This window comes from Nocardia miyunensis NBRC 108239 (assembly GCF_001613065.1).
GTDB classification, from domain to species: domain Bacteria; phylum Actinomycetota; class Actinomycetes; order Mycobacteriales; family Mycobacteriaceae; genus Nocardia; species Nocardia miyunensis.
In genome coordinates, this window is sequence record NZ_BDBQ01000152.1 from 1 (window position 1) to 13,878 (window position 13,878).

Genomic DNA, 13,878 nt, shown 5'->3' on the forward strand with positions numbered 1-13,878 from the left:
CGGCCCGGTCCCACCCGGCGGACAGCCACGACGGCCCGGCGCACCACTGGGCGCGAACCCCGGGCCGGCCCAAGCGAACTCACCCTCGACACCGCCACTGGATCCGCGTCCGGCGGGCTCGCGACCCGGCAACGGTCCGGCCGCAACACCGCGTCCGGGGAACGCGCCGAGACCACCTGCCCCCGGTGTATCGGCCCGTCCGGGCGGGGACCCGAACGCTCCGACATCACGTCCGGGCGGCGGACCCGCCTCGGCGCCGGGCGCGTCGCGTCCGGGTGGACAGCCCCCGGCACCAGGCGCATCGCGTCCGGGCGGACCGGCCTCGGGTACATCGCGTCCGGGCGGACTGACTCCGAATGCGCCCGGCGCCTCCACCGGCCCGACGCCTCCCGGCGGTGCGGCCACACCGCCACGCCCCGCAAACGGACCTACGCAGGCCCCGGGCTCGACCCGTCCGAGCGACGGTCCGACCACGAAATTCCCAGGCGGTTCGGCCGGATCCACACCTCCGGGCAACGGTCCCACCCCTCCACCTGCCCCACCACGTCCGGGCAGCGGCCCCGCCTCGAATACGCGGGGTGAAGGGCCGACCGCGAAATTCGCGGGCGGTTCGGCCGGGTCGACGCCTCCGGGTGGCGCACCGTCCTCCAATCCGCCCGGTGCGCCCACATCGCAGCGGCCGGGTGAGGGGCCGACCGCGAAATTCGCGGGTTGGTCGGCCGGGTCGAAACGTGCCGCCGACGCGTCGGCCTCGAATTCGCCTGCTGCGCCCGGATCGCAGCGGCCGGGCAACGGACCGGCCGGGACCGCGCGGCCCGGCGACGCCCAGACGGCGAAGTTCGCCGGTGGGTCGACGCCTCCGGGTGGCCGCGATCCGCGATCGGCGGGCGGGCCGCAGGTTGGCCCGCGACCGGGTAACGGACCGACTGGAGCACAACCAGGCAGCGGACCGGCCGGAGCACAACCAGGTGGCGGACCGACCGGAGCACAACCAGGCAGCGGACCGGCCGGAGCGCGACCGGGCAGCGGACCGGCGCAAGGCTCGCCTGCGGCAGGCGAGGCGGTCCGTCCCGGGACAGCCGCGGGCGCGCGGACCGGCAATGGCCCCGGACAGGGCTCGTCCACACCGGCGGACCAGCCCGGGGGAGCGACTCCGCCGCGGCCGGGTGACGGATCTCCCCAGGGTGCGCCACCGGCGAGTCCCGGGGCCGGGACACAGTCCGGCAATCACCCCGACCAGCGCACACCGGCACCGTCCAATCCCGCGCGCCCGGGTCCGGGACTGTTCGGCGCACTGCGCGCGTCCCGAGATCTCGCGAACCCGCCGGGCCGTTCCGGCCCAGGGTCCTCGAGCCCGGGGGGCGAACCCGCCCGGAACACACCCGCGAACCCCACCGGACGGCCCGGCTCCGAAACCTCCGGACCCGCAAGGCTCGGCAACGAACCGGCGCAGCGACCACCTGCACCGACCGATTCGACGACCCGGTCCGGCAGCGGAACACCCGCCGGACCGAGGCCCGGCAGCGGCCCTGGACGGGACAATCCGGCCGCACGACCCGGCACCGAAACGTCCGGACCCGCACGACTGGGCAACGGACCTGCACAGCGACCGACCACATCGACCGATTCGGCAGTCCGGTCCAGCAACGGGCCCCTGCGGGATTCGGCGGCCGATCCGGTCGGACGGCTCGGCACGGATGTATCCAGCAGTACGCGACTCGGCGGACCGGCACAGCAGCCACCCGCGACGGCCGATTCGACAGTCCGGTCCGGCCGCGGGACGTCCGGGAACACGTGGTCCGGCAGCGGACCGATACGACGACCGCCCGCGTCGGCCGATCCGGCTGGCCGCGGGGCGGGCACAGCGATGGGACCGCGCTCCGGCGGGACCGGTGAGGGGGCACTCATGAGTTCGAAGGAACGGCCCGGTGACGACTCATCCGGGAAGCAACCTGCGGGCGGACAGTCCCCAGCGGCGGACTCGGCTCGCACCGGCGGCGGGGCAGCCGCCGGATCGGGTTCCGGCAGCGGACCGGCGCAGAGTGGATCAGCGGCCGCCGATTCCACCGACCGACCCACGACCGGGACATCCGCGTCGAGCCCCGGCGACGGGCCGACCCGCGTGATACCCACGCCCCCGAATCAGGCAGCCCGGCCGGGCTCGGGGACAGCGGCAAATCCGGCGGCCCGGTCCGGGACGCAGGCGCCCGGAAATTCGGCGGTGCCACGGCCCGGCAGCGTGCCGCCCCCGAAGTCGGCGGGCGCGGGATCCGGCACGCCGACGGTATCGCTACCGGGTGGTTCTGCCACGCCTGCCGGATCGGCGAAGGAGTCGGGACAGAATTCTCCGGGGACGACCGAGGCCGCCACCCAGGCGATGGCCAAGGGCGGCACGGCGAGGCCCGGAACATCCGATGAGTCCGATTCCGATGTGCGGGAGGAGAATTCGAAGCAGTCCGGAACACCGGGAACCGGCGGTAAGACCACGGTCATCCCGAAATCCGCACTGCCGGGCGCGAAGACCTCCGGCACAGCGAAATCCGGTTCGGACGCGGACGAGGACGACGCGAAGACGATCGATCCGAAAACCGTTGCCCTTCCGATGGTCTCGGATACCTCCGATGCGAAGACGACCATCCTGCCGGTACAGCGCCCGGACGAGCAGGCCACGCAGAAGATGCGGTTCGAGGGTAAGACCGGTGCCGCACAAGGCGCTGCGCGTCCGGCCGACTCCGCCGGAACCAGCGCGCCCTCACCGGCGGATGCGCAACCCACCGTCCCAGAACAACCCAGGCCGCAGCAGGCGCCGAGCGGACAGCAGGCCCCCGGGGGAACGCAATCCTTCACGGCGCCAGAACAATTCGCGGCAGAAACGCACACAATCGCCGCCCCGCAGCGCATCCCCGGCGCACCGGGCGAATCGTCGAGCGAGCCGAAGCGACGCAGCCGACGCAGCCTGCTGATCGCGGGCGCGGCGGTCGTGCTGATCGTGGTGGTGATCGGCGTGATCATCGCCATGGTCGGTGGTGGCAGCAATTCGCCCGAGGCGAAGGTCAAGGCGGCGATCACCACCTACACCAACGCGCTGAACTCGGGCAACCTGACCGATCTGCAGGCCGCCACCTGCGGTGCGCAGAACGATTTCTACAAGGGCATGGCGAAATCGCCGGACCAGTACGCCAGCGTGCACAAACTCGCGGTAGATCAGCGCAAGATCCCCAAGGTCGACAGCGTGAACTCGGTCCAGATCACCGGCGACAAGGCGGTGGCGCAAGCCAGCGTCTACACCGACGCCGACGCCACCCGCATCGCGCGCACCTTCGATCTGCAGAACACCGTCGACGGCTGGAAGGTGTGCGATCTACCGAACGCCGCACAGTGAGATTTCCCGCATCGCTTTCGGCCCGGGTGCGACGAGGTTGTCACCGTGCGCTGTGACGCTTTTGCGTCGGCACGCGATACACCTCACAGATAACTGGTCATCGGTCCTACTCGCCGGTAGAGTATCCGAGTTATCCGATCGCGCCCGCAGCCCGGGTGCGGCCCGCGCGATCCTCGCGTGAGGCATGTACGCGTTTTACCGAGCAAAAACGAGCAGGGAGTACAGGGATATGCCGCAGCTGGCACCCGAAGCGTCGGCGGCCACGGAACTGATCGGTCAGCACTTCCGGATTCGGGATCACTACGACGTCGGCAGGGAGAAGGTCCGGGAATTCGCCCGCGCCGTCCAGAACAGCCACCCGGCACACAATTTCGAGGACGAGGCGGCCAAGCTCGGCTACCGGAACGTCCTCGCGCCGCCGACCTTCGCCGCGGTCATCGGTATGACGACCACCCAGGCGCTGCTGGATTCGGTGCTCACCGAGTACGACCTGTCCCAAGTCCTGCAGACGGACCAGCTTTTCGAGATCCACCGCCCGATCACGGTCGGCCACCGCATGACCAGTGAGGCGAAGATCGAGTCGATCCGCCGGATGCGCGGTAACGACTTCCTCACCGTGCGGGTCGCCATGATCGATGAGGACGGCGAGGTCGCGGTCGTCGCGACGGTGACGATCGTGGCGCGACTGGGGCAGCAGGTCGATCCCGATATCGTCCGGCTGGTCGAGGGCCTGGTGATGCAGCGCCGCGAGATCGCCGAGACCGACCCCGAGGTGCTCATCCCGATCACCCCGGAACAGGCCCTCCCTCTGCCGACACTGGCGCAGTCTCGCGAAAACACCGAGGTGCACACGATTCCGCGCTTCGAGGAGCTGTCCGTCGGCGATCAGCTGCCGATCGGCCGGATGCGGCTCACCCGTGGCGATCTGGTGAACTACGCCGGAGTCGCCGCCGACCCGAACCCGATCCACTTCAGCGATCGCGCCGCCGAACTCGCCGGTCTGCCGACCGTGGTGGCGCACGGCCTGCTCACCATGGGCCTGGGCGCGGAATATCTGAGCGCATGGCTGGGCGATCCGACCGCCATCGAGTCCTACAGCGTCCGCTTCGCCGGGCTGGTCCCGGTCGAGGCCACCGCCCCCGCCCGGATCGAATACAGCGCCAAGGTCAAATCCCTCGACCCCGAACGCCGCACCGCGACCCTGCTGCTGTCCGGCGCCTCCGCCGGAAAGAAACTCTTCGGCCGAGCGACAGCGATCGTCCAATTGAGTTAGGGCTGTGTTTTTGGCCTCCGCTTCGCTCCGGCGGGCCGCGGCCCCCCAAGGGCCGATTCTTCCCTCCTCCGCTCCTCCGCTTCGCTCCCCCGCTCCGTCAGTCCAGAATCGACCCGGGCCGCGGCCTTTGGTGTTGGCGTTATGAGGTGGGCGGAACTCGGCGACCTGGGGTATACCGGTGCGCTGGTGACTGTAACCTGTTACGGCCCAGCAAAATCAGGGGCGAGGTCTCAGTTCTCGAGCTGGGCGCGCATCAGGTAGACGTTGTAGTCGCTCCAGGTGCTGATGGTGAAGTAGAGATCCGAGCCGGTCGACCACGGGTGGATGAAACCGCCGTAGAGTTCCGGGTATAGGGAGACGTTGACCGTCGGAGTGCTCTCGGACCAGACGCCCTGGGGTGAATTCGCCTCGCGCAGAACGATTGCGCCCTTGGCGGTGTCCAGATAGCTCATCTGCCAGACGTTCCGGGCGGCGTCGTAGCGCACCGACAGCTCACCGGCCGGGCCCTGGACTATCGGTGTGGCGGAAGCGGATCCGCCGACGGGCGTCCACGAGCCCTCGTGCCAGTACTGGTACGCGGAGGTGTTGAGCACCTGGGATCTGCGCACCCGGGCCAGGCCCACCGAACCCAGGCGGGTATTGGGCGTGCCGAACATGTAGACGTAGTCGCCCTGCGGAACCATCGCCGCCACTTGGAAATTCGCCAGACCGAAGATGTCGTCCCAGTGCGCGTACGGATCCTTGGTCCAGGTCTGACCGTGGTCGTCGGAGTAGGCGATGCCGCCGTAGTTGGTGAAGAAGGTGCCCGGCGCGCTGGTCCACGTGCGAATCGACATGTAGCTCAGGTACTGTCGCGATCCGATCGCGAATCCCGAGGTCGGGATCGTGGTGATCTCGATGTTGTCCTTCTTGCGGCTGTCGAGCAGCTCGGCGGCATGACACCGGTCGTCGGTCACCATGCGATCGAAGATCGCGCCGTGGCTCAGATCGCGATTCCTGCTGAACGCCAGCACATTACTGCGCCAGTCCTGTCCCATACCGCCCGGCGGATGGAAGCCGACGCCGACGGTGTCGCCGAAGGCCATGGCGACCTCACCGGGCGCACTCTCCCACGAGACGCCCAGATCCGTGCCGTACACCTGCCAGCGTTTGTCGGTGCGATTGACCGAATTCGCGCCGGTCTCCTTGGCCACCTCGCTGACCCGGCCGATCCGCGGCGCGGCGCGCACCGGTGACTGCGGTCCCGGTTCGATCGGCGGATGTTGCCGCGCGGGCGGCGGCGGGCCGGTGTGCGGTGACGGGCCCGGCGGCAGCGCGAAATAGAACGGCTTGGGACTCACCAGCACATCGGGCAGGCCCAGGCGTCGCAGGAGACTCGGCGGGGGCGCCGGCGTGTCGGTCAGGTCGGGGCACGGATCGGTGCAGGGGTTGGCGGGCAACATCATCGTGGTGCGCTGGACCGGCCCGGGCCGCGACGCACCGGGATCCACGGTCACCACCGGATACGGCACCGAAACCTCCAGGGTCTCGGGCACCAGCGAGGCGTGCGCAGGCACCGGATCGGTTGCGCACGGCCCGATTCCGGGCACCGGCGCGGGCGCCGCGTGCACCACGGGCGGTACGCCCAGCACTCCGATGACGACCGTCCCGACGGCAGCGAACAGCCGCACAGCCATGTCCAACCCCTCGCTCCCCCCTTGCCCATTTCGCCCGGACCAGACCTTACGTGACTCCCGGCGAATTCTCAGGAACTGCGCATAGAGTTGACTCGAAGCATTCATCCGATAGCAGCGTTCAGGATTGCCGCCGTGAAGATTCCAGCATTTCGCCGCATGATTCCCGCCGTTGCCGCGGCTGGGCTGCTCGGCCTCGCCGCACCCGCCGCGGCCCTGGCCGCACCCGGTTCGGGGGCAGGTACCGGCGGTTCCAGCGCCGGTGGCAGCGGATTCACCGTGAACGATCAGGGCACGATCAGCCCGCCCCAGGACACCGACGACCAGAACAAGCCGGTCTACTACCCGAACTGCGCCGCGGTGCGCGCCGCGGGTAAAGCTCCGCTGTACGCCTCACAACCCGGATACAACGGACTGCTCGACCCGAAGCACACCGGCGTGGCCTGCGCCCCCGGCAGCAACACCCCCTGACCTACCCCCCGACGCTGACTTCGACTGCCACCTGGTCGATTCCGCACCGGCCTGGCACCACCCAGTTCCACCAACCCCTGATAACGCCAGCTCCAAGGCCGCGGCCCGGGTCGATTCTGGACTGACGGAGCGGAGGAGCGAAGCGGAGGCAGAATTTCAGCTCCCCTCGAAACGCAGGATCGTCGCGCCGATCCGCACGGCGTCGCCGTCGGCGAGCACCGAACCGTTGTCGATCGGTTCCTCGTTGATGTAGATGCCGTTGGCCGAGTGCAGATCCTTGATCAGCAGTCCGGCCCGGCTCGGCAGGATGTGCGCGTGATACCGGCTGACCTTCGGGTCGTCCAGGACCAGGTCGTTGTCGGTCATGCGGCCGATCTTCAAGCCGCCCTTGGGAATCGGGACCACCCGCCCGTCGGGCAGACGCAGCTGCCCGGTGCGCGCCGAACGCGGCGTCTCGGTGACCGTCTCGGTCATCGCCTGTGCCATCCGCTCGACCTTGGCGATGTCGGCGGTGTTCAGCGGCTCCTGCCGCAGCACCCGCTGTTCGAGTTCGATCAGCGCCGGACCCGGATCGATACCCAGCTCGTCGGCCAGCACCGCGCGGACCCGGCGGCACGCCTCCAGCGCGTCGGCCTGCCGCCCGGACAGGTACAGCGCGGTGATCAACTGCACCCACAGCGGCTCGCGCAGCGGATGCTCGCCGGTCATCGACACCAACTCGCCGACCACGGAAGAGGCTCGGCCACAAGCGATTTCGGCGTCGATCCGGGCCGAGGCGACCAGCAGCCGCTCCTCGTCCATGGCGGTGGCGAAACTCTCGGCGAAATGCAGGCCGGACAGATCGTCCAGGGCTTTGCCGCTCCACTCGGCCAGGGCCGCGGCGAACAGTTCCGACGCCCCGCGATGATCACCGGCCGCGACGGCCTCCGAACCGGCCCGCCGCGCCGCGTCGAACCGCCCCAGATCACATCCGCCGTCGGCGATCTCGAGCCGATACCCCGCCGACTCGGTGCGCAGCACCGCCGCCGGATCCAGCCCCGAATTACGCAGCGTCTTACGGATATTCGAGACGAACACCTGCAGACTCGCCTGATAGGAGTCCGGTGGATCCTCGTTCCAGACGATATCCGCCAGCGCCTGCGAGGACACCGCCCGCCGACGGTTCACGGTCAACGCCGCTAGCAACGCCCTCGGCTTGGGCCCGCCCACCGCGACGGGCGCCCCATCGATCATCAACCGCACGGGCCCGAGAACCCGAACATCCAAGCTGTGTGACAACTTCACCCCGCCTAGCCGCTAAGGACGCCCGTCGGAGTCACGGTACACCGGGACCCCGACGAGCCTGCGCAACAACCGCACCCAGCGACCCGCTGAAGTCGCGGAGAGGCGGGGGGCCGGCTACTTCGCGCTGACGGACTTGCCTGCGGACTTCAGGTCGTTACAAGCCTCGACGACGCGCTCGGCCATCGAGGTCTCGGCCTTCTTCAGGTAGCTGCGCGGGTCGTAGGCCTTCTTGTTGCCGACCTCGCCGTCGATCTTCAGCACACCGTCGTAGTTGGCGAACATGTGCCCGGCGATCGGGCGGGTGAACGCGTACTGGGTGTCGGTGTCGACGTTCATCTTCACCACGCCGTACTTCAGCGAATCGTCGATCTCGGACTTCAGCGAGCCCGAACCGCCGTGGAAGACGAAGTCGAACGGCTTGGAGCCGTCGGCCAGGCCCAGCTTGGCCGAGGCCACCTTCTGCCCCTCGGCGAGCACCTCGGGCTTGAGCACGACGTTGCCCGGCTTGTACACACCGTGCACATTGCCGAAGGTCGCGGCGAGCAGATACTTGCCGTTCTCCCCGGCGCCCAGCGCGTCGATGGTCTTCACGAAGTCTTCGGACGAGGTGTAGAGCTTCTCGTTGATCTCCGCCTCGACGCCGTCCTCTTCACCGCCGACGACACCGATCTCGACCTCGAGGATGATGTTCGCCGCGGCGGCCTGCTTGAGCAGTTCCTTGGCGATCTCGAGGTTCTCGTCGATCGGGATGGCCGAACCGTCCCACATGTGCGACTGGAACAGCGGGTTCTTCCCGGCCTTCACCCGCTCCTGGGAGATGGCCAACAGCGGGCGGACGAAGCCGTCCAGCTTGTCCTTGGGGCAGTGGTCGGTGTGCAGCGCGATGGTCACGTCGTACTTCGCGGCGATCACGTGCGCGAACTCCGCCAGTGCGGTCGCGCCGACGACCATGTCCTTCACACCCAGGCCGGAGCCGAATTCGGCTCCGCCGGTGGAGAACTGGATGATGCCGTCACTGCCGGCCTCGGCGAAGCCGCGGATCGCCGCGTTGATCGTCTCCGACGACGTGCAGTTGATCGCGGGGAATGCGAAGGAGTTCTCTTTGGCCCGACCGAGCATCTCGGCGTAGACCTCCGGAGTCGCGATGGGCACAGCAGTGACCTCCGTGGTGTGAAGAAACAGACCTGTCCACTATTACCCTAGGGGTATCGGGCAGCGCTCCGGAAGGTGGTACCGCCGCGCGGGCATGCCGCGCGGACCGCCGACGACGGCAAATCCAGCACAGGTCGATGTGATAGCCCGGGGGCCGGTACTGTGGGGTCCGTGACCTCGCTGGCCATTACCGACGTCCTTGCAAGCAGCTCCGGAATAAAGGGGTTGCTCGATCCGATGCATCTGCTCACCGAGACTTGGTTGAGCAATGCGGTGCTGCCGGCGATCCTGGTCATCGTCTTCATCGAGACGGGGCTGCTGTTCCCGATCCTGCCGGGCGATTCGCTGCTGTTCACCGGCGGTCTGCTCGCGGCGCACGAGCACCCGCCCGTCTCCATCTTCGTGCTGCTGCCCGCCGCGGCGGCCACGGCCATCGCGGGCGATCAGTGTGCGTACTGGATCGGGCGGGCCATCGGCCCGGCGCTGTTCCACAAGGAGGACGGGCGCTTCTTCAAGCAGCGCTATGTCACCGAGACGCACGCCTTCTTCGAGAAGTACGGCCCCAAGACCATCGTCCTGGGTCGGTTCGTCCCGATCGTGCGCACCTTCATGCCGGTGCTGGCGGGTGTGTCCAGGATGGACTACCGCAAGTTCCTGACCTTCGACATCGTCGGCGGTATCGCGTGGGGCGGCGGCGTCACGCTGCTGGGCTACTGGCTCGGCAATGTGTCGTTCATCCGCAACCACATCGAGGCGATCTTCATCCTGATCGTCGTCATCTCGATCCTGCCGGGCATCATCTCGGTGGCCAAGAAGCTCCGTAACCACGAGCCTGTGCTCGCCGAGACCGAACCCGACGTTGTTCCGACGAACGAATCCTTGCGCTGACACCTTGCCGAACACCCCGCTAACTCTCGCCCTCGGCGGTATGGAACCGCTGGATTCCGCCGGGCCGATGCTGGTATGGACCGTCGTCCTGGTCTTCGTATTCCTCGAATGCGCCCTGATCATCGGCCTGTTCCTGCCCGGTGACTCGATGCTGCTCACCGCCGGGATCGTGCTCGCCTCGCACGAGACCGGCAGCACCCAGGTATGGGCGCTGGCGGTGGGCACCATGATCGCCGCGATCGCGGGCAATCAGGTGGGGTACGTCATCGGGCATCGCACCGGGCATCGGCTGGTGGCCCGACGCGACGGGCGCTACATCAACACCCGCAATCTCACGCGGGTCACCGAGATGTTGCATCGGCACGGTTTCCTGGCGGTACTCCTGGCGCGCTGGATTCCCTGGGTGCGCACGCTGTGCCCGCTGGTGGCCGGGGCCGCGCGGATGGATCACCGCCGCTACACCCTCGCCAGCACGGTCGGCGCGATCATCTGGGCGCCGGTGCTGCTGCTGATCGGGTTCTACGCGGGCGGATTCCTGGGCAGGGTGTCCTGGCTCATGCCGACCGTGATCGGTACCCTGGTCGCCTGCCTGATCATCGGCACCGGGCTGGGCATTCGGCAGTATCGGGTCGAAATGTCGCGTCCCGCCGAGGAATTCGATCTCGATCCGCCCGAAACCGTGTGCGTCGAAGGCGAGCCCCGCTGATCGCCGGCGCGGGCTCAGAGCCCGGCGGCGGTCACCGTGTACGCGGCCTCCATCAGCAACCATCCCGACAGTTGCACCGACAGATCCCGTTCCGGGGTACGCGAGGACGTGACCGATCCGTTCGGGGTGAATTTCGCCGCGCCCGCGGTGCCGACGGGCAACTGCGCCGGATCGGTCCAGACGTCGCCGAACAGCGGCTCGCCCTCCACCTCGAGGCGGTGATCCCAGGCCGCGCGGGCCGAGGCCGTGACGATCGAGGCGGCCTGGCTCCGGGTCTGCACCCGATCGGCGTCCTCGCCCGGCAGCAGTAGCGCCACCAGCGCGAGATAACGCGCCAGAATCCCGTTGAACAGCCCGCCGTCGCCGCCGCTGCCGCCGGTGACGACGCCGTGGTCGGTCATATGCTCCGCGACCGCCGCAACCAGTCGCCGCACCCGGTCCACATGCACGGATTCGCCGGTGTGCACGGCCAATTCGGTTTCCAGCCCGAGCACGACGCCCTGACAGTAGGTGAAGACGTTGCGCTCCATCCGATCCGAGGGCAGGTGCACGCCGTCCAGGATCAGGCCGGTCTCGCTGTCGCGCAGATTCTTGTCCAGCCAGTCGGCGATCTCCGCCGCCCGCGTGTAGCGGCCGAACCGGGCCAGGGCGATGGCGGCCGGGCCGTTGGCCGGAGTGTTGTAGTAATCCGCACCCTTGCGCCACGGGAGTGCGCCGATCTGCGGCTGCCAACCGGTGGTCAGCGCCTTCTCCAGTGCGACCAGGCCGCTGCGCACATCGGTGACCCCGCGGATGTGCTCGGCACGCTGCAGGGCCAGGGCCAGCCAGGCCATGTCGTCGTAATAGTTGTTGGTCCAGCCGGTGATGTTGCGCAGGCGATGTCCCCGGGCCAGGGCCGCGACGCGACGCACCCGGGCCGCGGTGGGCTCCCGGTTCGCGGCGTCGACCGCGCAATCGATCAGATGGGCCTGCCACCAGTAGTCCCAGGTGAGGAACAGCCGCTCACGCGACACCGCGGGCCAGCCGACGACGCCGAGTTCGGTCCCCGGAATACCCCACAGCCTGCGCATATTGCGTGAGACGATCGCGGATTCGGCCAAATCGGCCCGGCGCGACCACTCCGCGGCCGTCGGTTCGCCCCCCGGACCGGCCGCGCTCCGGGCGCGCGGTGGTGTGGGCACATCGTCGCTGGACGCACTCATGACATCCATGTTGCCAGCCCAAGCTCGGTTTTCGCGCCCGATTTGTTACTCAACCGTCTCGTATCCGCGATCGTCCCGGATGTGAATCCGGTCACCAGGACTGGGTCAGATCCGCGTGCTGCGCGATCCACGCGTGCATGGCGATACCCGCCGCGACCCCGGCGTTGATACTGCGGGTGGAACCGAACTGCGCGATCGAGACCGTCATGGCCGCGGCGGACTTCGCCTGATCGGTGACCCCCGGCCCCTCCTGCCCGAACAGCAGCAGGCAGTTGCGCGGCAGCCGCACCGTCTCCAGCGGGACCGCACCGGGCACGTTGTCGACCGCGACGACGACCAGATCCGCACGTTCGGCGAACTCCAGCAGTCCGGCGATATCGGCGTGATGTTCGATGTGCTGATACCGATCGGTCACCATCGCACCCCGCCGATTCCAGCGCCGCCGCCCGACGATGTGCACCGCCGCCGCGGCGAACGCGTTGGCCGTGCGGACCACGGTGCCGATATTCGCGTCGTGGCCGAAATTCTCGATGGCGACATGGAATTCGTGTCTGCGCCGATCGATGTCGGCGATGATCGCCTCCCGCGTCCAGTACCGGTACGCGTCCACGACGTTGCGCCGATCGCCCTCGGCGAGCAACTCCGGATCCAGCCGCGCATCCTCCGGCGGCGGCGTACCGAACTCCCGCACCCACGGCCCGACCCCGTAGGGATGCTCACCCCATTCGGTGGGACCGGGATGCTCGCCCGGAGCCTCGGTCCCGTTCACGATGCCCGCTGGGCGCTGATGGAAAACACCGATGGATGATCACACACCCGTCAACTACCCTGGAAGTTGGTGGTGGAGGTGGGCCATGAACCACTCGCGGATACTGCGCACGGTGCTCGGTGTGACAGTCGGGTACATGATGCTTCTCGCTCTGTGGCTGGGGTGGGTGGTGCATCGCACGCCGCCGGGCACGGTGCCGTATCAGATGGTGGCGCTGGTGGGGATGTTCGGATCCTGCGTCGGGTTGGGGATGCTGTTCGCGCAACGTCCCTCGCGCACCGATCGGAAGTTGTTGCGGCACGGCTTGGAAGGGTGGGCGGTGATCGAGGGCGTCCATCCGATCGGGCACACCGACCACCACACCGAACTCACCCGCCTGGACCTCGAGCTCACCGTCCCCGGATCCGAAACCTACCGCGGCACCATCGTTTTCGACGTCGCTCCGATCGACCGCCCCAGAATGGAGGTCGGCGAGACGATCTCGATCCGCGTCGACCCGTCCGACCGCGACCGGATCATCCTGTGCCTGTGAGGATTACGGACCATACAAGCGGTATCGGCCAGCGGATGAACACCGATCACACGCGCGGGACAAGCTGGCGGATAACGCCGCCCGCGGATCGGCCGATGGGTATCGACCGGCACACACGCGCACGAATCGACCGGTAGTCGAGTGCCGCGCATCTGCGATCAGGTCGGCTGCTACCGCTCATGGACGCGCGGATCGGCCAAGAGGTACTGCGCCGCCGCGTAGGTCCCCAGGATGACGCCCTCGCTGATCCGCCGGGACCGCGCGGTCCGGGCGAACAGGCGGCGCAGCACGATCAGCCCGTCCGAGAGGGTGAACAGCAGCGCGCCCAGACCCAGGCGACTGCGCGGATCGGACGACGGAAGCGTCATCCCCGCAACGGTTTCCGCGTCGGGAGCGAGGCCGGGATCGGAGGCGAGTACCGCGGCCGTGCCGAGCGTCGCACCGTAGGCGCTCAACGGAATCGCGATCCCGGGAGCCCGAACACGCAGCAGCGCACCGGCTCCCGCCCAGGCCGCGATCCGGGGCAGCGCCACCGCGACCCGCGGC

At 68.6% G+C, this 13,878-nt stretch carries 13 protein-coding genes; 6 read left to right on the top strand and 7 right to left on the bottom strand.

The genetic code is table 11. From position 1 onward, the window contains the following. Positions 1-2,142 precede the first annotated feature (2,142 nt). Positions 2,143-2,385 (bottom strand): hypothetical protein, encoded by a 243-nt coding sequence (locus tag NM2_RS45775; RefSeq protein ID WP_067683728.1) that lies wholly within the window; start codon positions 2,383-2,385, stop codon positions 2,143-2,145. 46 nt (positions 2,386-2,431) lie between these two features. On the opposite strand from NM2_RS45775, the gene NM2_RS45780 reads away from it, so the two are divergent. Both NM2_RS45780 and NM2_RS45785 read left to right on the top strand, forming a co-directional pair. Next, the gene (locus NM2_RS45780; RefSeq protein ID WP_157122011.1) at positions 2,432-3,382 is read left to right on the top strand and encodes an Rv0361 family membrane protein; all 951 of its coding nucleotides are present in this window, start codon (positions 2,432-2,434) and stop codon (positions 3,380-3,382) included. A 229-nt stretch (positions 3,383-3,611) separates the two neighbouring features. After that, positions 3,612-4,655: a fused (3R)-hydroxyacyl-ACP dehydratase subunits HadA/HadB gene (locus NM2_RS45785; RefSeq protein ID WP_067683730.1), complete on the top strand. Its 1,044-nt coding sequence runs from the start codon at positions 3,612-3,614 to the stop codon at positions 4,653-4,655. 230 nt (positions 4,656-4,885) lie between these two features. Here the strand turns inward: NM2_RS45785 and NM2_RS45790 are convergent, their stop codons facing one another. After that, a complete protein-coding gene (locus tag NM2_RS45790) occupies positions 4,886-6,331 on the bottom strand; it encodes a DUF4185 domain-containing protein (RefSeq protein ID WP_084532363.1) in 1,446 nt (481 codons plus the stop codon). A gap of 132 nt (positions 6,332-6,463) precedes the next feature. On the opposite strand from NM2_RS45790, the gene NM2_RS45795 reads away from it, so the two are divergent. Further along, positions 6,464-6,799 carry an excalibur calcium-binding domain-containing protein gene (locus NM2_RS45795; protein ID WP_245718572.1) on the top strand — a complete coding sequence of 112 codons (336 nt, stop codon included), beginning with the start codon at positions 6,464-6,466 and terminating at the stop codon, positions 6,797-6,799. A 156-nt stretch (positions 6,800-6,955) separates the two neighbouring features. Here the strand turns inward: NM2_RS45795 and NM2_RS45800 are convergent, their stop codons facing one another. Continuing rightward, on the bottom strand, positions 6,956-8,032 hold the full coding sequence (locus NM2_RS45800) for a BTAD domain-containing putative transcriptional regulator (protein ID WP_067683736.1): 1,077 nt from the start codon (positions 8,030-8,032) through the stop codon (positions 6,956-6,958). Between the two features lie 165 nt (positions 8,033-8,197). Beyond that, positions 8,198-9,265: a class II fructose-bisphosphate aldolase gene (gene fbaA, locus NM2_RS45805; RefSeq protein ID WP_281182917.1), complete on the bottom strand. Its 1,068-nt coding sequence runs from the start codon at positions 9,263-9,265 to the stop codon at positions 8,198-8,200. Positions 9,266-9,472: 207 nt separating this feature from the next. Here fbaA and NM2_RS45810 point away from each other — a divergent pair, with 207 nt between their 5' ends. Both NM2_RS45810 and NM2_RS45815 read left to right on the top strand, forming a co-directional pair. After that, positions 9,473-10,123, top strand: coding sequence for a DedA family protein (locus tag NM2_RS45810; RefSeq protein WP_067683758.1), 651 nt, complete (start codon positions 9,473-9,475; stop codon positions 10,121-10,123). Positions 10,124-10,163: 40 nt separating this feature from the next. After that, positions 10,164-10,829, top strand: coding sequence for a DedA family protein (locus tag NM2_RS45815; RefSeq protein ID WP_067683743.1), 666 nt, complete (start codon positions 10,164-10,166; stop codon positions 10,827-10,829). Between the two features lie 14 nt (positions 10,830-10,843). Here NM2_RS45815 and NM2_RS45820 read toward each other — a convergent pair whose 3' ends face one another. Then, on the bottom strand, positions 10,844-11,899 hold the full coding sequence (locus NM2_RS45820) for a glycoside hydrolase family 76 protein (protein ID WP_245718574.1): 1,056 nt from the start codon (positions 11,897-11,899) through the stop codon (positions 10,844-10,846). Between the two features lie 223 nt (positions 11,900-12,122). Beyond that, positions 12,123-12,800, bottom strand: a complete 678-nt coding sequence (locus NM2_RS45825; RefSeq protein WP_245718573.1) for a TrmH family RNA methyltransferase — start codon at positions 12,798-12,800, stop codon at positions 12,123-12,125. Between the two features lie 85 nt (positions 12,801-12,885). Here NM2_RS45825 and NM2_RS45830 point away from each other — a divergent pair, with 85 nt between their 5' ends. Next, positions 12,886-13,332, top strand: coding sequence for a hypothetical protein (locus NM2_RS45830; protein ID WP_067683749.1), 447 nt, complete (start codon positions 12,886-12,888; stop codon positions 13,330-13,332). Positions 13,333-13,502: 170 nt separating this feature from the next. On the opposite strand, the gene NM2_RS45835 is transcribed toward NM2_RS45830, so the two are convergent. Beyond that, the coding region (locus tag NM2_RS45835; protein ID WP_218026129.1) for a lysoplasmalogenase family protein at positions 13,503-13,878 on the bottom strand (376 nt) is incomplete at its 5' end.